The sequence below is a fragment of the Oceanospirillum sp. genome (assembly GCF_048265165.1).
In the GTDB taxonomy this organism is placed as follows: domain Bacteria; phylum Pseudomonadota; class Gammaproteobacteria; order Pseudomonadales; family Halomonadaceae; genus Oceanospirillum.
On the sequence record NZ_JBLXCD010000005.1, the window covers coordinates 102610 to 124884 of the forward strand.

Annotated in this window: 22 protein-coding genes; 10 read left to right on the plus strand and 12 right to left on the minus strand. The window is 48.0% G+C overall.

Annotated elements, in window-relative coordinates; all coding sequences use genetic code 11:
* Positions 1 to 23: 23 nt before the first annotated feature.
* Genes ACN0R8_RS11240 through ACN0R8_RS11250 form a run of 3 tightly spaced genes read left to right on the plus strand, consistent with a single transcriptional unit; the run spans position 24 to position 4623 of the window.
* A complete protein-coding gene (locus tag ACN0R8_RS11240) occupies positions 24 to 1061 on the plus strand; it encodes a vWA domain-containing protein (protein ID WP_417597437.1) in 1038 nt (345 codons plus the stop codon).
* Complete coding sequence (locus tag ACN0R8_RS11245) at positions 1049 to 2917, plus strand: VWA domain-containing protein (protein ID WP_417597439.1); 1869 nt, start codon at positions 1049 to 1051, stop codon at positions 2915 to 2917. Before ACN0R8_RS11240 ends, ACN0R8_RS11245 begins: the two co-directional genes overlap by 13 nt.
* Positions 2911 to 4623 carry a BatD family protein gene (locus ACN0R8_RS11250; protein WP_417597440.1) on the plus strand — a complete coding sequence of 571 codons (1713 nt, stop codon included), beginning with the start codon at positions 2911 to 2913 and terminating at the stop codon, positions 4621 to 4623. Before ACN0R8_RS11245 ends, ACN0R8_RS11250 begins: the two co-directional genes overlap by 7 nt.
* A 152-nt stretch (positions 4624 to 4775) precedes the next feature.
* Here ACN0R8_RS11250 and trmA read toward each other — a convergent pair whose 3' ends face one another.
* Positions 4776 to 5876, minus strand: a complete 1101-nt coding sequence (trmA, locus tag ACN0R8_RS11255) for a tRNA (uridine(54)-C5)-methyltransferase TrmA (protein ID WP_417597442.1) — start codon at positions 5874 to 5876, stop codon at positions 4776 to 4778.
* A 267-nt stretch (positions 5877 to 6143) separates the two neighbouring features.
* Here trmA and ACN0R8_RS11260 point away from each other — a divergent pair, with 267 nt between their 5' ends.
* Complete coding sequence (locus ACN0R8_RS11260; protein ID WP_417597444.1) at positions 6144 to 7511, plus strand: hypothetical protein; 1368 nt, start codon at positions 6144 to 6146, stop codon at positions 7509 to 7511.
* A 116-nt stretch (positions 7512 to 7627) separates the two neighbouring features.
* On the opposite strand, the gene ACN0R8_RS11265 is transcribed toward ACN0R8_RS11260, so the two are convergent.
* From ACN0R8_RS11265 to ACN0R8_RS11275, 3 genes are all read right to left on the minus strand, one after another.
* On the minus strand, positions 7628 to 7942 hold the full coding sequence (locus ACN0R8_RS11265) for a TraR/DksA family transcriptional regulator (RefSeq protein ID WP_417597446.1): 315 nt from the start codon (positions 7940 to 7942) through the stop codon (positions 7628 to 7630).
* Between the two features lie 190 nt (positions 7943 to 8132).
* Positions 8133 to 8372: a YdcH family protein gene (locus ACN0R8_RS11270; protein ID WP_417597449.1), complete on the minus strand. Its 240-nt coding sequence runs from the start codon at positions 8370 to 8372 to the stop codon at positions 8133 to 8135.
* Between the two features lie 303 nt (positions 8373 to 8675).
* The gene (locus tag ACN0R8_RS11275; protein ID WP_417597451.1) at positions 8676 to 9149 is read right to left on the minus strand and encodes a PACE efflux transporter; all 474 of its coding nucleotides are present in this window, start codon (positions 9147 to 9149) and stop codon (positions 8676 to 8678) included.
* A 205-nt stretch (positions 9150 to 9354) separates the two neighbouring features.
* On the opposite strand from ACN0R8_RS11275, the gene ACN0R8_RS11280 reads away from it, so the two are divergent.
* A complete protein-coding gene (locus ACN0R8_RS11280) occupies positions 9355 to 10239 on the plus strand; it encodes a LysR family transcriptional regulator (RefSeq protein WP_417597453.1) in 885 nt (294 codons plus the stop codon).
* Between the two features lie 113 nt (positions 10240 to 10352).
* Here the strand turns inward: ACN0R8_RS11280 and murI are convergent, their stop codons facing one another.
* Entirely contained in the window at positions 10353 to 11216 is an 864-nt protein-coding gene (gene murI / locus ACN0R8_RS11285; RefSeq protein WP_417597455.1) for a glutamate racemase, read from the minus strand.
* Positions 11217 to 11397: 181 nt separating this feature from the next.
* On the opposite strand from murI, the gene ACN0R8_RS11290 reads away from it, so the two are divergent.
* The 3 genes from ACN0R8_RS11290 to ACN0R8_RS11300 all read left to right on the plus strand — a co-directional run bounded on the left by ACN0R8_RS11290 (position 11398) and on the right by ACN0R8_RS11300 (position 14938).
* Positions 11398 to 12249 (plus strand): transglycosylase domain-containing protein, encoded by an 852-nt coding sequence (locus ACN0R8_RS11290; RefSeq protein ID WP_417597457.1) that lies wholly within the window; start codon positions 11398 to 11400, stop codon positions 12247 to 12249.
* Positions 12250 to 12355: 106 nt separating this feature from the next.
* Positions 12356 to 13681, plus strand: coding sequence for a hypothetical protein (locus ACN0R8_RS11295; RefSeq protein WP_417597459.1), 1326 nt, complete (start codon positions 12356 to 12358; stop codon positions 13679 to 13681).
* Between the two features lie 12 nt (positions 13682 to 13693).
* On the plus strand, positions 13694 to 14938 hold the full coding sequence (locus ACN0R8_RS11300) for a DUF1501 domain-containing protein (protein ID WP_417597461.1): 1245 nt from the start codon (positions 13694 to 13696) through the stop codon (positions 14936 to 14938).
* Between the two features lie 201 nt (positions 14939 to 15139).
* Here ACN0R8_RS11300 and map read toward each other — a convergent pair whose 3' ends face one another.
* The 4 genes from map to ACN0R8_RS11320 form a co-directional block, all read right to left on the minus strand.
* A complete protein-coding gene (gene map / locus ACN0R8_RS11305) occupies positions 15140 to 15922 on the minus strand; it encodes a type I methionyl aminopeptidase (RefSeq protein ID WP_417597463.1) in 783 nt (260 codons plus the stop codon).
* Positions 15915 to 16160: a ParD-like family protein gene (locus ACN0R8_RS11310; RefSeq protein WP_417597465.1), complete on the minus strand. Its 246-nt coding sequence runs from the start codon at positions 16158 to 16160 to the stop codon at positions 15915 to 15917. Before ACN0R8_RS11310 ends, map begins: the two co-directional genes overlap by 8 nt.
* Positions 16161 to 16417: 257 nt before the next feature.
* Positions 16418 to 16822: a GFA family protein gene (locus ACN0R8_RS11315; protein WP_417597467.1), complete on the minus strand. Its 405-nt coding sequence runs from the start codon at positions 16820 to 16822 to the stop codon at positions 16418 to 16420.
* 113 nt (positions 16823 to 16935) lie between these two features.
* Positions 16936 to 17850 (minus strand): LysR family transcriptional regulator, encoded by a 915-nt coding sequence (locus ACN0R8_RS11320; RefSeq protein WP_417597469.1) that lies wholly within the window; start codon positions 17848 to 17850, stop codon positions 16936 to 16938.
* 164 nt (positions 17851 to 18014) lie between these two features.
* Here ACN0R8_RS11320 and ACN0R8_RS11325 point away from each other — a divergent pair, with 164 nt between their 5' ends.
* Complete coding sequence (locus tag ACN0R8_RS11325) at positions 18015 to 18968, plus strand: DMT family transporter (RefSeq protein WP_417597471.1); 954 nt, start codon at positions 18015 to 18017, stop codon at positions 18966 to 18968.
* A gap of 104 nt (positions 18969 to 19072) precedes the next feature.
* On the opposite strand, the gene ACN0R8_RS11330 is transcribed toward ACN0R8_RS11325, so the two are convergent.
* From ACN0R8_RS11330 to ACN0R8_RS11340, 3 genes are all read right to left on the minus strand, one after another.
* Positions 19073 to 19651, minus strand: coding sequence for a Tll0287-like domain-containing protein (locus ACN0R8_RS11330; RefSeq protein WP_417597473.1), 579 nt, complete (start codon positions 19649 to 19651; stop codon positions 19073 to 19075).
* Positions 19652 to 19897: 246 nt separating this feature from the next.
* The gene (locus tag ACN0R8_RS11335) at positions 19898 to 20131 is read right to left on the minus strand and encodes a TIGR02450 family Trp-rich protein (protein WP_417597474.1); all 234 of its coding nucleotides are present in this window, start codon (positions 20129 to 20131) and stop codon (positions 19898 to 19900) included.
* An 11-nt stretch (positions 20132 to 20142) separates the two neighbouring features.
* Positions 20143 to 20715: a lipocalin family protein gene (locus tag ACN0R8_RS11340; RefSeq protein WP_417597476.1), complete on the minus strand. Its 573-nt coding sequence runs from the start codon at positions 20713 to 20715 to the stop codon at positions 20143 to 20145.
* A 423-nt stretch (positions 20716 to 21138) separates the two neighbouring features.
* Between ACN0R8_RS11340 and ACN0R8_RS11345 the strand changes: the two genes are divergently transcribed.
* On the plus strand, positions 21139 to 22209 hold the full coding sequence (locus ACN0R8_RS11345; RefSeq protein WP_417597478.1) for a hypothetical protein: 1071 nt from the start codon (positions 21139 to 21141) through the stop codon (positions 22207 to 22209).
* The last annotated feature ends 66 nt before the right edge of the window (positions 22210 to 22275 follow it).

Genomic DNA, 22275 nt, shown 5'->3' on the forward strand with positions numbered 1-22275 from the left:
TTGTCTGGCCCTGGGTTTTCCTAATGCTGCCATTACCTTGGCTGGTATACCGATTTATGCCACCCGCTTCTCCCCGGCATTACCGTTTACGTATTGCCTGGCTTAGCTCAACTCAAAGCGTCAAAAGTGGGACACTGCGTAATCAGCGCAAAATACTACGCCTTATTGTCGGCAGCTGGATTTGGGTATTACTTGTTATAGCAACGTCTCATCCTCAATGGATAGGAGAGCCCCAGCCTTTGCCAAATAAAGGCCGGGACCTGATGTTAGCGGTGGATATTTCAGGCAGCATGCAGATGGATGATATGGTGTTACACGAAGAGCGTACCGATCGGCTAACAGCAGTTAAAGAGATCGTATCGGATTTTGTACTTCGCCGTGAAGGCGACAGACTTGGCCTGATCGTATTTGGCACGCAAGCCTATCTCCATGTCCCTATCACTCATGACCGTAAAACCGTTTCAGCCCAACTGAATGAGATTGAGCTACGTATGGCTGGTGATCAGACCGCCATAGGCGATGCCATCGGTTTAGGTATTAAACGCCTGAAAGATCAGCCAGAAGAGGGTCGCATTCTGATTTTGTTGACAGATGGCGCGAATACAGCCGGTGCCATCGATCCACTTCAGGCAGCACAACTGGCCGCTAGCCAGCAGCTCAAAATTTATACCATAGGGATTGGTGCCGATGAGCTGGAGGTAGAGACCCTGTTTGGGCTTACCCGGCGTATTAACCCCTCTCAGGACCTTGATGAGGTAACACTGAGAAATATTGCAAGCACCACCGGTGGTAATTACTTCCGTGCACGCAGTACAGAAGAACTGGATGCCATTTACAGAGAGCTCGACCGACTGGAGCCCGTTGAGCAGCAGTCTCAGGTATTTCGCCCCCGCCATAGCCTCATTTATTGGCCTTTGCTGCTGATTTTTGCTTCGCTGATCATAGCTTTCGCTGGGCGCTGGTTCCTCGTGTATTGGCGGGAGCAAGCCAGTACACCCGAAGGGGATACAGTACCGGAATTCAATAGCGCTAAAGGTAAGGAATCACCTTGGAACTACTGAATAGCTTTCATTTCGCCCGCCCCTGGGCTCTATTGCTGATACCCGTGGTCATCATTCAGGTGATCTGGTATCTACGCTTTCGTCACGCCAGCAATCCCTGGCAGGGCCGAATGCGCCCGGATCTTCAGCAACAGCTATTGGCAAAACCGGAGAAACAACCCGGTTATCTGCTTTGGACACTCACAGCTCTGAGTCTTGCCGGTATCGCTCTGGCGGGACCAAGCTGGAGTCAGCAGTCCCGACCGGCACTTATCAAGCAAGACAACCTGGTCATCGTGCTGGACCTCTCGCTGTCCATGCTGGCCGAAGACAGTCAGCCAAACCGTATCACCCGAAGCAAACAAAAGCTGCAGGATCTGCTCAGGCAACGTAACGAAGGCATGACAGCATTGGTCGTCTACAGCGGTGATGCCCACGTCGTAACACCTCTGACTCAGGACACCGCAACAATCCGAAATCTGTTGCCCGCACTTGACCCTCTCATGATGCCCAAACTAGGTAGTGCCGCTGAAGCAGGCATAAACAAAGCAGCTGAGCTAGTCCGTCAATCAGGTTTTCAGAAAGCCCGCCTGCTACTAATGACAGATGGCCTCGATCATCAGGCCCAAAAAGCCATTCGAAAACAGCTGCCAAATAACCTCAAGCTCAGCATTATGACAGTCGGTACCGAAGCTGGAGCCCCAATCCCTCTGGATCGTCAGGGCTTTGTCAAAGACTCGCAAGGCAATGTTATTATCAGCAAATTGGATCCGGCTGCCATGACCTCATTTGCGGCCTCCGTTAACGCTCTGATTCACCCTATTACTTTGGATGATGATGACCTGAGAGCACTGCTGCCACAAGAGATAACCCAACAGGAACTGAAAGAAGGCCAGGCCCAGCTCCCCCTTTGGATTGAGCAGGGACACTGGTTTCTGTTACCTGTTTTACCACTGATAGCACTGGCCTTTCGCAGAAACTGGTTACTGATACTGCCGCTGTTCATTATTCTGGGGGCACCAAAGCCGGTTTTTGCCTTCTGGCCTGAAGCCCCACAAATACAGGGTGAAAAAGCCTTTACTCAAGGTCACTACTCAGAAGCCCAGAAACTGTTAGAAGACCCTCTTTGGCGGGGCAGCGCCCTCTATCGGCAAAAAGACTACCCGCAGGCAATAAGCGAATTTTCGAAAAGCGACACCCCTATGGCACATTACAACCGTGGTAATGCGTTAGCCAAACTGGGGCGTTTTGATGAAGCCATGAATGCCTACAGCAAAGCATTGGAACAAAACCCAGCACTCAAAGATGCTGAATACAATAGAGCCTTGATTGAAGAACTGTTGAAGCAGCAGGAAAAAAATCAGCAAAAAACGCAAGAGAGCGCTTCGAATCAAGGACCGTCAGAGCCGCAGAAACAGAGCTCGCAGAATCCACAAGGCAACAACGCTTCAGCCAACTCTCCGGCAGGCATGGATAACCAAGGAGGTTCGCCTGGGAGTCCAGCTTCAGATAAAAGCCAATCATCAGAATCCAACAGAGATCAGGAATTAGGCCCGGATGATGATTCATCCATGTTTGGCCCAAATAACCCGGAGATGACAGACCTGGAAGAGCCAGAGCAATCCATTCTGGATAAGCTGGCGGAGCAGGAAAAGAAACAACAAGACCGACTGGCAAAACAGCAATCCGAACAGAAGACCGGAAAAACATCTGACCAGAACAGTGCAACCAACTCGGGAATGAGTGAGGAGGAGCTTTCTCTGGAACAGTGGCTACGCCGCATCCCGGATGACCCGGCAGGTCTTTTACGCCGAAAATTTGAATATGAAGCTAATCAGCGCCGTGAACCGCTGCCTGAAGGACGAGCACCATGGTAAGCCCTATCCCCCGTCAAACTTTTCCTCTGAGTCTCAGAATGACTCTGGTTATTATGATTCTTTTTTTCTCATTTCACGCTCAGGCCAACAACCTGGAAGCAAGCGTTGACCGCACCCGTCTGACGGTAAATGAAAGCGTCACGCTTTTTCTGAAGGCCCCTGGCCTGGAACTGACCGGAGACCCAGAGCTAACCGAGCTTTATCAGGATTTTGAAGTATTGGCTCAGCAGGTGCGCACCAATATTCAGATTATCAATGGCGAAAATCATTCGGAACGAATCTGGGAGATCTCTTTGCTGCCTCGCCGTACCGGCACTCTGATTATTCCGGCCATTACAATCGGTGATATCAGCAGTCAACCTATTACGCTTGAGGTCAGAGCCGAACCAGAAAACACCCAGGCCAGTGCAGATATTTTTTTACATAGCGAGATAGATCACAGTGGCAGCATCTATGTTCAGCAGCAGCTGATTTACACCCTGCGTCTTTACTATGCCACCAGCATCTCAGATCACGGTCTGACAGACCTGGAGCTGGAGAATGTACTCATGGTACAGCTGGGTAACCGTAAAGATTTTGAAGCCCGTATTGATGGCCGCCTCTACAATGTAGCAGAGTGGCAGTTCGCGCTTTATCCGCAAAGCAGCGGTGAGCTAGTACTTCCTCCACAAACCTTTAGTGGCCGTGTACGAGTTCAGAACCGTTATTCTTTGGGGGGCTTAAAACATATTCGTATTCAAAGCCCTGAGCATAAAATCAATGTTCTGCCTGTACCGGATAGCTTTCCGGCAGATGCTCAGTGGCTACCAGCTAAATCAGTAACCTTAAGCCAGCAATGGAGCGGTAACTATGCTCAATGGCAGGAAGGCACGCCATTGACCCGAAAACTGACACTGCAAGCCAGAGGGTTGACTGCAGCCCAGCTACCACCTATTGAAATGCCTGTTATGCAGGGGGTACGCCAGTATCCGGAACAGCCACAACTGAATGAGCGCCCGGAAAACCTGAACCAGAGTGGTACAGGATTAGTGGGAGAGAAAACGCTCAGTATTGCCCTGATTCCTACGACCACAGGGGCACTCAGATTACCGGAGATTCGTATTCCCTGGTGGAACACCAATACTAACAAGCTGGAATACGCAGCACTTGAGCCTCTTCCACTCGACATAAGTGCTGACCCGGCGCGCGTGCCTGAACCTGAAAAGGTAAAGGCGACCCCATCAGATACCATTGTCCCACCCGTTCAACCTCAGGCTGACAATAGTTTTCTATGGCAGATCGCAGCACTGCTTTTTTCAACATTAAGCGCCATATTGGCCGCACTTCTGTGGCAAAGCAGACAACAACTTATATTTGCCCGCCAGCAACTACTTCATAATCTGGGGCAGAATAGTGTTTCAAAAAATCAGACAAAAACAATGGCATTTGGAGAAAACCCAATCTTTCGGCAGGCATTGTTGAATGCTTGTCAGCAAGATCAAGCCAGAGCCGCATGGGACGCCTGGCAGAAATGGCAGCGTGTTGAAGCACCACAAACAACACCAGAGTTCGATCGGGCATTACACCAGTTACAGATGAGCCTGTTTGGCCCAGATGCCACACCTGAAAACTGGCAGGGTAGTGATCTGGCTGCTGCCAGTAAAGGAATCAAACAGGTCTTCAAACAGAAAGATCGGCCATTGCCTGAACTTTATCCGGAAAGCTAACGGTAGCCGACCCACAAATAACAACAGAAAGAATACACAAAGCCTGAAAAGCAAAAGCCCTGTTCGGTGCATAACAGCAACGAACAGGGCTTTTTCATCTCAGCAGCAGAACTTAAATGCCTAAGGGCATAAAAGAGCAACAGTTCAAAATATCAGCGACGTACCATAAAGACACCACTTTCAATATGATGGGTGTACGGGAACTGGTCAAACATGGCGAAACGTACCACTTTATGGGTCTTGTTCAGTTCCAGCATATTCTCATGCAGGGTGTCGGGGTTGCAGGAAACATAGATAATATTGTCGTACTGGGCGATCTGCTGCACCGTGTTGTCATCAAGACCGGCGCGCGGCGGGTCCACCAGAACTGTCGTGAAATTACGGCTGTCTAGATCAAAACCTTCCAGACGGCGCATCTCAGTTTTACCCGCTAAAGCATCGCTAAACTCTTCGCTGGAAACACGGGCGACCTTCACATTTTCAATGCCGTTACGCTCGAGATTGAAATGGGCAGAACGAACTGATGTTTTGGAGATCTCGGTCGCGACCACATGATCAAAATTATCCGCCAGCGCCAGGGTAAAGTTGCCGTTACCGCAGTACAGCTCGACCAAGTCACCACCCACGCCTTTACTGACATCCACCGCCCAATTGAGCATTTTTTCACACAAAGCTGCATTCGGCTGGGTGAAGCTGTTTTCTACCTGCTGGTATTCCAGCGTGCGCTCACCCACCTGCATGGTTTCGATCACGTAATCCACATCCAGCACAACACGCTGCTTGCGGCTACGGCCAATAATGCGCACACCCAGCTTGGTCTGCAGTTCACGAGCCAGCACTTCCCACTCATCGCCCAAGGCGCGGTGGTAGATCATAGTAATCAGGGCTTCGCCGGATTGGCTGGTGAGAAACTCCACCTGAAACAGGCGACGACGCAGTTCCGGTACGCCACGGATCTCGTCCAGCAGCGCCGGCATCAACTCATTGATACGCTCATTCGCCACCGGATACTGGTCCATACGCACCGTTTTGCGGTCGGTTTTCGGGTCTTCACCGATATCAAACATCACATAGAAGAGGTCATCACCCTTGTGCCAAACCCGAAACTCGGCACGCATACGGTAGTGGCTGGCTGGCGACTCAAAGACTTCCAGCTCTGGCGGATTAAAAGCTGCGAATTGCTCACGAATCCGGTTGGCTTTCTCTTCAAGCAGAGCGGCATAGTTTTCAGGTTCAACAACAGGTAGGGCCACGGAATAACCTCAATGTTCGGTAGATTGATCACTGGCTGATGGACAGTGTTTTACAAGGGCGCAGAGCATAACAGGAAATCCCCTCAGCTCAAGTCTGCAGGCAAAAAGGCTGATTGATTATATTCCTTCATTTCGCTTCTGCAGCAACTCGAAAATTCATAATGGCAGGCGTATCATGTGCCTATCAAATAGTCAGTTACTTTAAAATATCGCCCACTGACTCATAACTCGCACGCTTATTTATTCGCACGTAAAAAGCAGGTCACTGTGTCACAAGCTACCGATAGCACGCGCCCAACACCTCCACTCACACCGGATCAGTCCCTACGACCTGATCCGGCAGATAAACCCTCTGTGCGTTATCAGCTGATCGGCGGCTCTATGGTCTTGGCTCTGCTGCTGACTGCCAGTAATCCCATCACTCATCTGTCACTGATCTGGCCGGGACTCCTGCTCTGGACTGCATTAGCACTTAGCTGGAGTCAGCTAGCAGTTGCAACCCGCCGTCAGGCAGGGCTTCTGATGCTGGTGGGCTTCGGCAGTATGGGGTGGAGTGTAATGCAGGGTGCCGATCTGCCCTGGCAAACAGCGATCAGCTCAAACGGTAATCTGCTGGCGATGCTGATGGCGGTGAGCTTCCTGTCCATGGTTGCCGCTAAAGAGCCCAATGAGGAGCCCGAAGCTCTATCGGAAGGGAAAAAAGCTCTCAAACAAACGTTAGCAGGTGTCCATCTGTTTGGCGCTGTCATCAATATGTCGATCGTTTTTATCATGGCGGATCGCTTTGCTGCCGCCAGCGGCGATGGCAAGACACTAAAGAATACCCAACACCAGGTTTTATCACGGGCATTCTGTGCGGGAGCATTCTGGTCACCCTTTTTTGCGGCCGTTGCGGTTGCCCTGACCTACGCACCCGGTGCCAATCTGCTGGCATTAATGCAGGCAGGTATTCCACTGGCATTTACCGGCATTCTGATTACCTACTTTGAGCTGCGGCCAAAAGCAGAGTCTTTTACCGGTTATCCAATGCAGATCAGTAGTCTGGCCTTACCGGCATTTCTGGCGTTGGCTGTAATCAGCGCACACTACCTGTTTCCTGATCTTTCGGTATTACAGATCATCAGTATTCTCTCACCCCTAACGGCAATGGGTGTTTTGCTGTTTAAACGTCAGCCCTTGGTGCAAAAACTGAGAAATCATACCAATACCCGCCTTGCTCGCATGGGCAATGAACTGGCGCTATTTCTGGCGGCGGGCACGATGGCAGCAGGGCTGGGGACCTTGTTTACACTCTATGCCGATCAATTGCCGATTCCTCAGCTAACACCACTGGTGACATCGCTATTGCTACTTACCATGCTGATTCTTTCTCTTCTGGGGGTTCACCCTGTGATCAGCATTGCCACCATCAGTGGTCTTATGGTGCCGACGGAACCACCGATGGATCTGCTGGCGATGGTTTTTCTGGCCAGCTGGGGGATAGGAACGGCCTGCAGCCCCATGTCAGGAATGAACCTTTCATTGCGGGGGCGCTACTTTATCAGTACAAAGCAGGCACTGAAGAATAACCTGCATTACGGCGTGATTATGTGGCTGATCACCAGCGTATCGCTTTGGTATTACAATCCGTTATAAAAGACGGCCGACAGATAGGCTGCTATGAGAAACAGATGCGGTGCTACAAGAAAGGCTGGAGACAGGCAAGAAAATATCAGGTGCTGCAGCATCACAACACCTGAAAAGGACTAAGATCATTCAGCGCACTTCACGCAGAAAGTGGTTTCCGGCAGAATAAGTAGACGCTCAGGGGCAATCTCATCACCGCAGCTTTCGCAAATACCGTACTCACCCTCATCGATACGTTTCAACGCTGCTTTGATCTGCTCAATGCTGTGCAGGGTTTCATTACCAATCTCATCCAGAACCTCATCATTTTCCCGCTCCTGGGCCTGCTCTGCAGAATCACTGGAGTGAGCCTGGATCACATCTTTTTCAATATGGCTAAGACGCGATGTTAAGCTCTCCAGCTCTGCGCTCAGTTTGTCTTTAATCGCTTGAATATCCATAAGCATAACCACCTTGTTAAAAGTGCTTCGATCAAAATCAAGACTAAATCCAATAATCAGGATAGACCCAAGAACCGAAGCTAAATGAAGAAAGGCCGCAGACTTCGATAAAATGAAGCTGCGACCCTCAATGCAATCTGGTTAAGTTAGCCTTCAGACGAACCAAAAGGCCAATAACTCACGCAGACAGTTAAGCTTCTTTCAACATAGCAAACATTTCATCTTTCAGTTTCAGACGACGTACTTTGGCTGTCTCTTCCACTTCAGTGGCAACCGGCTTTTGCTCAGATTCCATGTTCTCAACATCTTTTGTTAACTCATGGTATTCATCAAACAGTTTACGGAAATGCGCGTTACTCACCTTCAGTTCATGAATCTGATCTTTATATTCTGGCAGTTCATTCAATAGGTCATGATGTTCAATAGGCATAGCTTTCTCCTTGGTTATTTATTCAGATACCCTGTCTATATACCTTGAGATTAAAAGACAAAATTCAACACTTTTGCTGATATTTTTCCCTTAACCTCTTGAGTTATCAGGTTATTTAGAGGCCTCTGCTTTACCTTCAGACTACGCCTCCTGCAGGTTATCGTACTGATTCAGATCAAAAAAAGCCCCGGATAACAAAGTTATCCGGGACAACCGTTACACTTGAGAAAGCAGTAACAAAGGTAGTAAAAAATGAGAGAACCACGAGGATGGGGTCTCATACGTTAATCAACACAGCTCTGATTAAACCGCCTCACCTCTGACAAAATCTTCATGCTTCGGTTGAACAACCGGAAATATACGGTCGTAGCACCAGGTAAAGCCCATGGTGTAACCCACAATAAAGGCCATCACCAGAGCATCCATCGCCAATGCTTGCCAGATCGCAATATCCAGCCACCAAACCACAATAGGCAATGATGTGATCGTCAGAACAACCTCAAGACCCATTGCATGAAATACCCGCTGCAGGCCAGTACGTTCTGTGGGTACAACGCCACGCTTTGCATCAAACTGATCGAAGAAATAGTTGTAGATCATATTAACGATCATCGCCTTTGCCGCCAAAACCAAAGTCAAAACAGCAGTATCAGAAGTTTCTTTATCAAAGGCAAAAGCGATAGCCGGAGCCAGTACCAAAAGTAGCAGAACCTCAAACAACAGCACGTAGCGAACCCGATCCAAACCAGAACGAATTACAATTTTCTTATCACTCATAATATGCCTCCAAATACTGATAACGCAGTCTGTACTGCGCCATGCTTTATCACGTTGCCAGCAGCCACCAAATCTTAAAGATGCTTAAAACCCCGATAGCAGCTGCTGTTTATGGCTAGGCATTCTATGGATTTTTATGATAAAACAAAGTTAGTTTCTATCTGATTTTAAGATAGGTTGAGCAATACCTGATGAGATAAAAACGATGCCACACCCCGACCAACTCAACGCCTTTATAGCTGCGGCGGAAACCGGTTCTTTTTCTGCCGCCTCCCGTCGACTGAAAAAAGCACAATCAGCGGTGAGCAACGCCATTATCAATCTTGAAATCGAGACCGGTGTAGAACTATTTGATCGCAGTAAACGCAGCCCGGTTCTGACGGAAGAAGGCGAGACTCTGTTACGCTCAGCCTACTCGATTATGGAAAGCCATCACGACTTCATCAGCCGGGCTATGGCGCTAAACGCCGGTGAAGAGAGTCATCTGTGTCTGGCAATTGAGCAAAACGTTTCTGCACAACCTCTGATGGAGTTGTTGATCGTGTTTGAAGAAAAGTATCCCCATATCGAGCTGGAACTACTCGACCCCGGCACCAGCGATGTGCCAAGTCTGCTGCGCTCCGGACGAGCAGACCTGGGACTGATGATGGAACAGGAGCATTATCCAAAGGGCTTTCTCTTTCGCGGCATCGGCCACTCCCGGAAACTACCCGTTTGCAGCCGTCATCACCCTTTAGCCAAACTTGATCAGGTCGACCATAGTGATTTAAGACGTTATCGGCAGCTGGTACCAAGAAGCCTTGATCTGAAAGATAAAAGCCATGAAGAGCAGATTCTGAGCCCTAAAGTCTGGTATGCCGAAAGCCCCTTTGTCATCGCGGAAGTTCTCTCCGCTGGACTGGGCTGGGCATCGTTACATGAAGCGGTCGTGAAGGAGCAGTTAGAACAAGGCACTCTGGTCGCCCTGAAGCGCACCTATCAGCAGGATGCTTCTCTTCAGGGCGTCGATGTTGTCTGGAGCCGACATAAGCCTCTGGGCAAGGGAGGACAATGGCTGCTGAATAAGTGCTTTAAGCTGAATGTCAGCTAACCTCGCCCCTGAAAGCGGAAAAACCACGTGAGTCAGATTATGTACCGGCTAATGGCTGAATGTCTGTTAGCCGGAGCTTAAAGTCCTGTCTCAGAGCCTCAATAGGAGCGCCTTTAGAGTTTCAAGCCACTAGAACCGTGAGCCTCATGCTCTAATATCACCAGTTGGGAAAAACCATTGTGCCGAAAGGATTTCATCAAAGAAGCCTCTTTCGAAAGCGCCTGGGTCAGGAACAGAAGATCACTCTGAACAGAGTTCTGTCCAGCCAAACATTGAGCTGGGGTTTGGTCCAGCAGCATAGCAACTCGACGGGCGATGGCAGCGCCAGAATCAACCCAATGAATATTACGGGGTTGAATCTGTTCTAACTCATCCCGTAATAGCGGGAAATGAGTACATCCCAGAACAACAGTATCCAGCGTCTCAGGTTCAAACAGAGGTGACACCGCCTGCTGCAGCCTCGTCAGATCAACGGGTATACCGGCCAGTTTATCTTCAGCAAGCCGAACCACCTCGGTCGACCCAACCCGGGTTACCTTACAGTGGGCAGCATGATCTGAGATCAGCTGATCGGTATAACTACGATTGACCGTTCCCGGTGTTGCCAGCAAACCAATATGACCACTCAGACTCAAAGCTGCCGCTGGCTTGATGGCAGGTACGACCCCTACAACTGGAATTGACAGTGCCTTACGAAGTGCAGGCAAAACCACGGTACTTGCCGTATTACACCCAAGAACTAATAGTTTGATTGGGTATTGATCAACCAACTGATACGCCAGCTTGACCACACGATCCACCAGCCAGCTTTCGTCTTTATCACCGTAGGGAAACGCCCCATTATCAGCCAAATAAAACAGAGGTGTATCCGGGCAGGTTTTACGGATATGGGCAGCAATAGACAAACCGCCAACACCCGAGTCCATCACCAGAACAGGGGCTGATATTTTAATATTCGACTCGTTTGCAGGCTTCAAGATATGGGATCAGTTTTCAGAAGGTTCTGTGGAATGTAAGGATTCTAGCATGCCTCTCCGAAGCCAACCAGATTCAGCCGCTCTGTTGTTTTTTATATAAGACGATATCCTGCACCTCCAGTTTTTATTGGATCTGATATCCTTTGCCCACCGATGGTAATAAATAGTAAGGAAAGCCTTTATGGCTGCACGCAATAAAAAACCGACCCGACTGGATAAAATCAAACTCTGGCTATCTCCTTTTCTGGCCTGGCCGATGCGCTACCTGAACCGGTTAGTTTATTTTCTCGGCTGGATGTTTCTCTCGTTTCTTCTATTAATTGGCACGGGTCTCTGGCTTTTCTTCAGCAGTCTGCCCGATGTAGAGCAGATGACTTACAGTGAACTGCGCCAGCAGGCGGAGGTTCGTCTGGAAAGCAAGCTGAAAAAAAGCAGCAACAGCCACCACTGGGTTGAGCTAAAAAATATTAATCGCGACCTGCTTTACGCTGTTGTTATGGCAGAGGATGCTCGTTTTTTTCAACACCAGGGAATCGATTACAGCGCCTTGTTAGATGCGATGGTCGCCAATATCAAAAAAGGAGAGACCCGGTTTGGCGGTAGTACACTGAGTCAGCAAACGGTTAAAAACCTATTTCTAACCCCACAGCAAAGCTATTTCCGTAAACTACAGGAGGCATTTATCACCCGGAATCTGGAGCAGAATTTCAGTAAAAATGAAATTATGGAGCTCTACCTGAATATGGCTGAGTTCGGGCCGGATCTTTACGGGGTGGGGGATGCAGCCCGTTATTATTTCGACAAAAAACCAACCGGGATCAACGCTGCAGAAGGTGCCTGGCTAGCACTGATGCTACCCAGTCCACGCCGTTATCATTACACCCTCTATCAGAACCGCAACGTCACCTCATCACTGAAGCGAAAGTATCAGCGTATTTTGCAAGGAATGCATCAATCAAGTTATATCTCTTCGGTCCAGTATCGGCGCTACTTAAGCATGATCAATCAGGTTAATTGGCCCAAAAAAACATAAAGTGATCATCAGAGTTCAATAACAAAAAACAAACAAAACTAGTGCAGAGCAAAAAACAGCATTAGCGTTAAATGTCTAACAGAGTATCAATAAATCAGGTGAAGCGATGAAAGAACTAGGTACAGCGTTGGGTGTTGTTGCAGGGGTCGGTTTATTGCAGGCCTGCGGTAGCAGTGATGGCAGCTCTGCGACGCTTGATGTTAAAGCTAAGCAAATGCTTTATCTGCCGAATGACATGGACATTGATAACCTGGACAGTCAATCTCAGAGAAGTGTTGCAGGCTTCAATGAACTAACCTATGAAAAACAACGCTACTTCATTGACAGCAAACGCCCGGAACAGAATATTCTTTTGCATCTGCTATTCAATGCACGCTCTGACAACACTGAATTTTCTAAGGAATACTTTGATCTTTGGATCACCTATCAGCTGCTGAACTCTTTTGTACTGGCAATGGGAGATGAACTTGACACAGTATCATCCGCCCGTATCAATACTCATATCGAGATGATCCGAACTTCTGTTGAGCATAACGAATCGGTTAAAAGCCTGATGCTGGACTACTTTATGTCCGATATTTTCTGGGCACGTTTTCGTAGCCCCGAAGATAATGGCCGCGAGGTGTTCGAAATCTATCTGGGGGATTTTCGTGATGAAATCGTGCCGGTAGTTGCCAAAATTCTGCAAAACTACAGCTTTAATGAGGATCAGGGAACTCTGGAAATTGATAGTTTCAACCGGAATGCTGAGCTACAGAATATCGATGGCACCCAGTTAACAACCCCTTATCAACTGTATAGCTATGTGGTAAATCATAAGCAGTTCCTGCCTCATATTTATAAACATATCGTAAAAAGCTTGTACGGCTATGAAGCAAATAATGTTATTCAATCGATGAGCAGCAAGGGCTTAACAACGTTCAGAGAGATCTTTATTGAAGCGCTCACACATCCATCTCTGAAAAAAGTGAAACGCGCCAAATATCCGGAGGAGATCCTGTTCCCTGCCCTTAAAGCCTTAAACTCCCACCTTCGAAGATATGATATCAGGGAGCTGGCGAATATAACGGCACAAATAGGGTCTCAGCCTTTATTTTCGAAACTTGAGCGCAGTACACCTGACTGGAACTCACTGAATACAGCTCTTATGTCGGCCTTCAATGACTCCCGAATTCCCAAAGAGATGTGGGACACAGGTAACAACTATAGCTGGGGAATTTCCCAGAATGAGTTTTTAAAACTGTACCAGTATACAGAAGCACCTGAAGCCCTCCTGACCGAGCTTCATCGCAAAATCTGGGGCACTGAAGGCGTACAGTATGACGAAAGCTTCATAACCCATCTCAATAGCTCTGGTAGGACGGGGAAGTCGCTGATTATACTTGCCGCGCAAATCGTCACCATGAACTACTCGGAATACAACTTTCAGTAACAGGGAAATCTCATGAGCATCAGCAGAAGAAACTTCCTTAAAGGCGCGACAGGAATGCTTGCAGCTGGAATATTGCCTGCCAGCTTTTGCAGTAAGATTCTTGCAGCCAGTAACACCTACTCTGTTATTGAAGTATTTCTTTATGGAGGAGCCAGCTCAGCCGTATCCGAACTAGGGATGCTCAAAAGTGCCGAAGTTTCAGGCTTTACATCAAATAATAAAACCAGCACGACACACGGTTTTTGGGAAGAAGCCGGAGGTGATGTTCTGGAAGACCTACTGGCTAAAAACCGCCTTACTCAGCTTTCTGTGGTTCCTCTGCATTCATCAAAAGCCCATAGTTTTTCCCAAAGTTATGGCACTCTGGGACAAGCAGAAGATATCCCGGATACTGTCTCTCTCGCAGCCACAGGGGATGGAGGTAAGGCTTTTGCGGGGCGCACCCAGGGCTATTTCCCATTCGATGAGTCTCTGGACAACGTATTTACCCGATCTGGCTGGCGCTATGAAATAAAAGATAGTGACTATGATTCGGTTATGGATCTCTACAAGCAACAGGAAAGCCAAATTCACCAGGAGTTTTCATCCGCCGGGGAGCAGATGGATCTGACCAGAGCGATAAAAGAGAACTATGAAAGCTCTCAAAATAACACCTTTTTCCAGGATAGCGATATAGGCAACCAGCTACGGGCGGCTGTCTCTCTGATCCAGAGTCAAAATAAAACTCATTATATATCTATACCCTATGATGGCTGGGATATGCACTCAAATTCCGATGATCAGTACATACCCAAAATGTCAGGACTGCTCAGAGGGGTACACACCGCTTCAGAAATGATCGATCAGTCCGGAATGCCAATTGTCATTGTCATAAGAGGAGATTTTGGGCGTAACTATCGCTATAACGATTCAAACGGCTGGGATCATGGTGATCATCAGGTCATGTTAATCGCCGGTGGTGGTGGCTTTATGAAGCACTACGGCAAGCATTTTACGTCAGGTTTCGATGAGGCTACGGACCTTAGCGGTACACGGGTTTACTCCAAGCCGACTGGGGACTACCCCGTTCTTGATCTCTCTGAGGTTCGTGCACTTCAACTGGAACTGATGGGCGTTTCCGTCAGCGAGTCCGTATCTAAAGTGGCAAGCAACAGTTTCCTCTGGGCACTCAACTTTCCCAGTCAGGACTCCCCTTCGGCATACGCCACAGGTCTGGCTAGCCGTTATCGGACACTAAAAAGTAAAGTGAATCTTTAATACCAAATATCTAATCTCGCCCCCTCCAGTGGCATAAAATATGTGATAAACAGTGAAAAGAGGCTGCTTCAAGCAGCCTCTTTTCTAACCTGTCTAGTCCTGATATGGTTGACACTTTCTTATTCAGGACGGGACAACGATATAAAAAAAGCGACCATCAAGACGCTTTCTTTATCTTTAGTTCTCAGGCTTCATCTAAAGCTATCGGGGTGATGGTTGCTCGCCGTCCCTCAAAGTAAGTACCTCATAACCGCCTGCCGTCACTGCAATCGTATGCTCCCATTGGGCAGAGAGTTTTTTGTCTGCCGTGACCACCGTCCAGCCATCACGTTTAGTCTTAATTTTTGCCTTGCCCTGATTGATCATAGGCTCTATGGTGAAAGTCATCCCCTCTTTCAGAGTAAGGCCTTTACCCGGTGTGCCGTAGTGAAGTACTTCTGGTTCTTCGTGCATCTCACGGCCGATACCGTGACCGCAATAGTCACGCACAACAGAGTAGCCATTTGCTTTGGCGAAGCGCTCAATCGCCGCTCCCACATCACCCAGTGTTGCACCGGGTTTAACCTGATGAATGCCCTGCCACATCGCCTCATAGGTTTTTTCCACCAGTTTTTTCGCCAGCGGCGTCACAAATCCAATGCAGAACATCTTGCTGGAATCGGTAATAAACCCGCCCTTCTCCAGAGTAATATCCACATTGACGATATCACCGGATTTCAGCACCTTATGATCTGATGGAATACCGTGGCAGACCACTTCATTGACAGAGGTATTCAGTGAGTACTGATAACCATACTGACCTTTGCTCGCAGGACGGGCTTTCAGCTCATCCACGATATAGTGCTCCACCCAGTCGTTGATCTGCATGGTGGTCACGCCCTCTTTCACCTGAGTATCCAGGTAGGCAAAAACCTGAGCCAAGAGGCGGCCAGACTCACGCATCAGCGCCAGCTCTTCCGGAGATTTCAGGCTGATCTTACTCATAGATTTTGGCCTCTTCTGCAGCAGCTTTACTCCCACCAGACTCAGAACTTAAACCACTCAGCTCAGCCTGTTTCATCTGCTCCCGCATCAATTCGGTAAAGGTAAGCGTTGGGTTCATCTCCGCCAACATACCCACCTTAATCCAAAACTCCGCCTGAGCATTAATTGAGCGCACCATAGCACTGCTGGCCTTGCGCACCTCGTCGTGCAGCTCATCACTGATTTTTACGATACCCACTGATTACTCCAGGCCGTTTGAGGCCAACAAAGACAAAATTCAAACCAAATACACAACATATACATATCGTATATAAATCATAATATATCACTCAAGAAAAAGCCTGAAAAAAATGAATCAGCACAGGCTTTAAAAACAGATTATTAAAATCAGACGCAAAAAAAACCTGTGACTGCAAAAGTACAGGGCTTTAAACATTTCGGATGACGGGTATTAATGTTCCAGAGTAACCAGACTCAGGAGTGCAACTTAGGTACTCACTCCGGATACCCCTGAAACCGTTGCACCTGATCCAGGTCTTTTTCCCAGTCGGCTTTACTGGCGATAAACAGATGAGCCGTGGGCTTAATGGTTACCGGCGTGTCCATGCTGCCCGCAGGCACCATCACCAGTTTACCGTCACCTAGACTTGTGGGCACAGGAGAACCACAGATGCTGCAAAAGCTGCGGCCATGACGGGTTTCCGGCAGATTATAGAAGGTGACCTTTTCCTGTCCCTTGAGCCAGGTCAGTTGGGCATCTTTGCTGAACAGATTAGCCGCATGGGCGCTACCTGTGTCTTTCTGACAGTAACTGCAATGGCAGAGAAAAAAGTTATGAAAGTCACCGTCCAGCTGATATTTTACCGAACCACAAAGGCAAGATCCTGAATGCTGCGTCATCGCCATTTTCCTTTTTATAGTCTTGGAATCGATAGTATTGGGGGCAATATGGACTTCCACACTAGCCGCCCCATAGGTTTTTCGTCAATATCCATTACCAATGATCATTGGTGCTATGACAGAAGATCAAGGTCGGCAATAAAATCGATAAAAGCCCGAATTTTTCCCGGCATAAAGCGCATGGGCAAATACTGCATATAAACACCACCCTGAAAATCACTGTGCAGAGTCCAGTCCGGTAGCACCTCGACGACATCGCCTTCCGAAAGCGCGTTTCGCACGACAAAATCCGGAAAAATACCGATGCCAAAACCATCTTTTACCGCCAGTAAGCGCATTTCGGAATGGTTATTCAGGTATCGGCCATCCACGGAGATTTTCTCTTTACGCTCTCCTTGTGTCAGTAACCAGTGATTATCCCGCTCAAACAAGCCCAAAGGAATACAATCATGGGCCATCAGATCCGCTGGCTGTCCCGGCTTGCCACGGTTTTTCAGATATTCAGGACTGGCACAAAGCACTGAACGCACCGGACCAATGTTTTTGCTCACCAGATGTTCGAGAGGTTCTGCTGCCACGACAAACACGATATCCACATCGTGATAACCGGGATCAAGCCGCTGATCTGTTACCTGAAGATGTAGTGAGATAGCCGGATACCGCCGCATAAATTGCCTCAAATGCGGTTCCAGCACCTGTCGGGCAAAGGCCTTAGGCGCAGCAATACGTAAGCGCCCACGTACCTCGGTCGCTTCGCTTTCTGTGGCCGATACCGCTTCACGGGCGCTGTCGAGCATATTCCTGCATTGCTCGTACACTTCTCGACCAAGCTGGGTAGTCGTTTGTCGGCGAGTAGTGCGCTCAATCAGAACAGCAGAAAGGGCACTTTCCAGTCGGGATACCTGACGGCTGACTCCAGATGGTGTAATCCCCAACTTCTCAGCGGCTCGGGTAAAGCTTCCAGTTTCCACCACTGCTACATAGGCCGCCATATCCGGCAATAGAGGAATCAGTCTATTTGTGTCCATGGGTCACAAGTCTTTTGAATTGATGGATGATTATCACGCCAGAAGTTTAAAGTTAGCATGCTCCCCCATAAACAAACAGCGCTGTTTATCACGTCTTATGGCAAAGATGGCAAAGACAGAAACACTGGGCAGCACCTCAGCATTCATCAGAAACAGGCTCCTTAATGCAAACTGAAAGCTCTCGTTTAACCTTAGGTCTTCGATTGAATCGCCAGAGTCTGGGCCAGTACCAAAACCGTTTGCCCGTTCCTGAGTTTTCGCTGCTCTTGGTGGCATTTTTTTGGGGTACCAGCTATGGCGTCACAAAAGAAGCTCTGCTCTACACCAGTGCTCTGGCCTTTATCGCCATCCGATTCTGCCTGACTTCGATAATGTTATTACCGATGTTTCTCCGGGAAATGTATCAGGGCAAAACAGGAGATTTCTATCGGGCTCTACCTACGGGTCTGATTTTGCTGGCAATCTTTCTGGCAGAAACCTACGGTATCTTTCATACCAGTGCTTCCCGGGCCGCATTTCTGATCAGCCTTTGTATCCTGATAACGCCTTTTATTGAGGCCATCGTTAAACACCAACGCCCTGAGCCTCTGATTTTGGGCTGCGCTTTACTGTCACTCTTGGGGGTATACCTGCTGATGCAAACGGGTCATGAGGGAACCGCTGATAACCGCTTTAGCTTAAATAAGGGAGATCTTTTGATTCTTCTGGCCGCGCTTTTACGGGCAGTTATGGTGGTGACTACAGAGCGTTTATCAAAAAACAGCACCCTATCAGCCATCAGCACCACCAGCATTCAATCCAATGTGGTGGCCGTGGGCGCGCTGATCATTTTTGCCTTCAGCGACTATCCGATCGCTCAACTGATCCCTAAGTCGGGGGAGTTCTGGCTGGCAGCTTTTTATCTGGCCTTCTTCTGCACTCTGTTTGCGCTGTTTGCCCAGAACTACGGCGTGCGCCACACCAGTTCATCCAGGGTCGCACTACTGACCGGTTCGGAGCCTGCTTTCGGTGCACTGTTCGCTATCATCTGGCTCGGCGAAAACCTGAATAGTATCCAGATGATTGGTGGTGGGTTAATTCTGCTGGCCAGTTATCTGGCCAGTCGCCGACAGCAGTAAAGGTCGGTTGGTAGAAGAAAGATCAGGCAATAAAAAGACCGGCTCAGAGCCGGTCTTTATTCTCATCAACAAGCGACATCTGCTTGTTGGATATGTCAGGGTCTTTAAAGCTGTTTTTCCAGAGAAAAAGCACCCCGCAGATCACCTGCTTTAAAGCCCGTTGCATTATCATGGGGATAGAGTACCTGCAAGCGTTCACCGACTTCAGGCTTAAGATTGCTACCATGGCAAGCCAGACACTGCTCAGCTACAGGGATTGCTTTCATCAGGCGCATCTTTTTATCGCCATTGTCGCCTGTTATCACTTCCGCGTATGCCAGCTTTTTAAGATCTGCGCCCTGCTCCGCCTGAGTAGCAAACTGCTCAAGGACTTGTCGCTCCCAGGCATCCGGAGCATTCTGCGGATTACGCAACTTAAGACTGGTGCGGCTGATCTGCCATCCCTTCATTCCGGAAACATCATCCGTGATCGGCAGAGCCTTGGTATTACAGACCTGAATGGCCGCGGGCAAACCGCCCTGTTGTGCCGCTGCTTTCAGCTCGCCCATCAGATTTTTCCCCAGCGTCTGAATCACATTTTTAGCTTCAGCCTTCAGATGTTCTGGGCTCTGAGTTTCGGCCTGTGCTATCAGAGGGCTGCCTAAAACCACGATCATTGCCGGAATTGTGAGGGTGTTTTTCATCGGTTCACTCCTGCAGTATGTTGGCAGTTATGAAAACCGGACAACACAAAGCAATTTGATATAAGTATATTCTTTTAAGTTATAAGAGTTTACACGAAGAAAAACCACAGCTAAATAAGAAAATTCTAAAATTGCGCTTGTTTACAGAAAAAGTGTCAGATCGATTAACACCCAAGACAGAAAACATCTCCAGACGCATAGCCTGGGGGAAATAGCTGACCATTATCTCCCCGAGGTTATCTTGGGCTATTTCCAGCCCTGCCTCCAGCGGCTGGCATCTTTCAGATCCTGCCAGTTGATCGGGTAAAGTTTATGGGAGATCACTGCTTCCAGTTCGCAATAGGTCACAGTGCCCTCTTCATCGAACTCAACTTCCGTCACGAGAAAATGCTTTTCCCTATCCATTGGCTCTACAGCTGTCCATTTACTCTGCAGCAGCTTTCGGGGATTAATCTGATTCTTTGGAGTGGTGTCAGTCATACAAAACCTCCTCAGTACGCAAGCACACCAGGCGCACCGTCAGGTTTACTGGCTGCATTCTGATCCGGAAAAATCAGCCCGGAAGTATCAAAGCCTCGTTTTTCCGCCTCAGTGATAAAGTGCTGTCTCAGCTCATCAGAGACTTCAGGGGTGCGCGACAACAACCAGAGATAGTCGGTATCCGGCCCAGAAATAAAAGCATATTGGTAATTTTCTTTATCCAGCTCAAACACTATGTAAGAGCCGTAGAAGGGACCAAAGAAGGAGACCTTAAGGTGAGCCTGGTCAGCCGCTCCAATAAAGTAAGCTTTGCCCTCGGCTTGCTTCCACTCCCCCTCTTTAGCATTGAACCCTTGATTAATCACGCGAACACCACCGTCATCCCGCATAGAGTAGTGAGCAGTAATATGGCTCAGACCACGTTCAAAAGAGTGGTCTAATCTTGCAATTTCATACCACTCCCCTAAATAGTGATTCAGCTTGAAACCAGATACAGGGGTTACTTTATCGGGTACTCCAGTGCAAGCCGTCAATGCTAAAGCACTCAGTAAAAAACAGATTTTTAAAGCCGAAATTATTTTCATATTCCGGAGCCCTCTTGCTTAAATTTATCGATTTAAAGGATGTTTTACGTAATAAAAAAACGAATGGATCGTCATCATGTTGTCAATTAATTTGTGACATATTCAACAAAAATTAAATGCACATATGGATATAATCAGCCACTGCCATCAGAGCTGAATTAATAATTTCATGATTAAATGGACTCTCACATGATAATCAAAAAAATGCTACTACCCGCAGTACTTATTATATTGTCGGGGCCTGCATTCTCCGAAGAAATATCCCTTACAGATCCTAATAGCCCTTACGCCGATAGGAGCTGCCCGCTAACCCATCAGATAGAGCATAAAACATCTCTGCCAGCGGACTGCCGCTGCGGTACAAACCGGAGTAATACCGGTGGTATTCATGTTTGTCAGCGCCCCACAGAAGTGGCCAGAAATATGGGGGTAAACATTGGTGAAGGGCCTTCATTTGCGAACTTCTATAACTCGCAAATTACTGGTGGCTTTATTGACTATGATAACAATGAACTAATTGCATCCGTACAGTGGGATGCCGGTAAAGAATCTAAAGGTTTAGTTGTTGCTTACAATATGGATGACTGGTCACGTCGTTTTATCAGCGGTGATGCTCAGGATGAATATGGTCACAAGGTCATTGCCGAAGGACCTGCATTCTTTGAACTTAAAGATATAAAACCAGGCCCTGATGGCTTCTGGTATGGCTTTGGATATGAGCAAGGAAAATCAGGTGGCGGCGCACGAGTATTCAAAATTGACCCTGAAACCGGTAACCGTTCTTTGGTTTGGGAAGGGCGCAATGGTAAATACGGACAATGTCCTTCAGGTAGAAAAACAATCCGCAGAGAAACCCAAAAATATGTTCAGTACACTCAGGAAGGTTTCGCAGTTGACTCCAAAGATGGTTCATTCCTGATTGGGTTCAGCAATATAAAAATGGGTGGCGTTGGGATTGCCCGTATCAGTAATGATGGGCAAAAATGTGATTTCTTAACACTTAGCGGCCCGCGTGATGATGGGCTTAAGAAAGGCCGTGGCTTTGATATGCGTGGCACCATGATGGGCTACACCCTCCATGATGGAAAGGTTTATGCGCACTCTTCAGGTGAAAAAACATTTTATGAAATAAACCCTGAAACCGGTGACCGAAAAGCGATAACACGAAAAGGCCCTAAGCCACCGGCATGGCGTCATGTCGTCTGGGATGATAAACGTGAAGTGTTTTGGATCTCTGGAAAAATGAACTCTGTTACCGTTACAGCCTATGATCCGGCTAAGAATAAATATCTTCTTGCTCATAAGAGCTGTGGTGCAAAGTATGATTGGGACTGGTTCCCACTTTGTATGGGCGGCCCGATGAAAATTAACTCTCTTAATTACGGCCCGATGTGGCTCAATAAAAATACGGGAAATCTTATATTTGGTCAGGACTTAATTGGTATCGTTGAGTTTGAACCTCATACCGGAAACTCTATCAACAGAAGCTTCTGATATACCTCCATATAGTAACAAGCAGTATTCTGCTTGTTACTATTTTATTCATTATAATTTATCTAT

Excerpts from the sequence above, each read along its gene's own strand:
- ACN0R8_RS11325 (WP_417597471.1), top strand. The coding sequence starts at position 18,015 with ATGCAAACTGAAAGCTCTCGTTTAACCTTAGGTCTTCGATTGAATCGC.
- ACN0R8_RS11295 (WP_417597459.1), top strand. The coding sequence starts at position 12,356 with ATGAAAGAACTAGGTACAGCGTTGGGTGTTGTTGCAGGGGTCGGTTTA.
- ACN0R8_RS11340 (WP_417597476.1), bottom strand. The coding sequence starts at position 20,715 with ATGAAAATAATTTCGGCTTTAAAAATCTGTTTTTTACTGAGTGCTTTA.
- ACN0R8_RS11275 (WP_417597451.1), bottom strand. The coding sequence starts at position 9,149 with ATGAGTGATAAGAAAATTGTAATTCGTTCTGGTTTGGATCGGGTTCGC.
- ACN0R8_RS11250 (WP_417597440.1), top strand. The coding sequence starts at position 2,911 with ATGGTAAGCCCTATCCCCCGTCAAACTTTTCCTCTGAGTCTCAGAATG.
- ACN0R8_RS11335 (WP_417597474.1), bottom strand. The coding sequence starts at position 20,131 with ATGACTGACACCACTCCAAAGAATCAGATTAATCCCCGAAAGCTGCTG.
- ACN0R8_RS11345 (WP_417597478.1), top strand. The coding sequence starts at position 21,139 with ATGGGGGTAAACATTGGTGAAGGGCCTTCATTTGCGAACTTCTATAAC.
- ACN0R8_RS11315 (WP_417597467.1), bottom strand. The coding sequence starts at position 16,822 with ATGACGCAGCATTCAGGATCTTGCCTTTGTGGTTCGGTAAAATATCAG.
- ACN0R8_RS11265 (WP_417597446.1), bottom strand. The coding sequence starts at position 7,942 with ATGGATATTCAAGCGATTAAAGACAAACTGAGCGCAGAGCTGGAGAGC.
- ACN0R8_RS11240 (WP_417597437.1), top strand. The coding sequence starts at position 24 with ATGCTGCCATTACCTTGGCTGGTATACCGATTTATGCCACCCGCTTCT.
- ACN0R8_RS11280 (WP_417597453.1), top strand. The coding sequence starts at position 9,355 with ATGCCACACCCCGACCAACTCAACGCCTTTATAGCTGCGGCGGAAACC.
- ACN0R8_RS11330 (WP_417597473.1), bottom strand. The coding sequence starts at position 19,651 with ATGAAAAACACCCTCACAATTCCGGCAATGATCGTGGTTTTAGGCAGC.
- ACN0R8_RS11290 (WP_417597457.1), top strand. The coding sequence starts at position 11,398 with ATGGCTGCACGCAATAAAAAACCGACCCGACTGGATAAAATCAAACTC.
- ACN0R8_RS11270 (WP_417597449.1), bottom strand. The coding sequence starts at position 8,372 with ATGCCTATTGAACATCATGACCTATTGAATGAACTGCCAGAATATAAA.
- ACN0R8_RS11300 (WP_417597461.1), top strand. The coding sequence starts at position 13,694 with ATGAGCATCAGCAGAAGAAACTTCCTTAAAGGCGCGACAGGAATGCTT.
- map (WP_417597463.1), bottom strand. The coding sequence starts at position 15,922 with ATGAGTAAGATCAGCCTGAAATCTCCGGAAGAGCTGGCGCTGATGCGT.
- ACN0R8_RS11320 (WP_417597469.1), bottom strand. The coding sequence starts at position 17,850 with ATGGACACAAATAGACTGATTCCTCTATTGCCGGATATGGCGGCCTAT.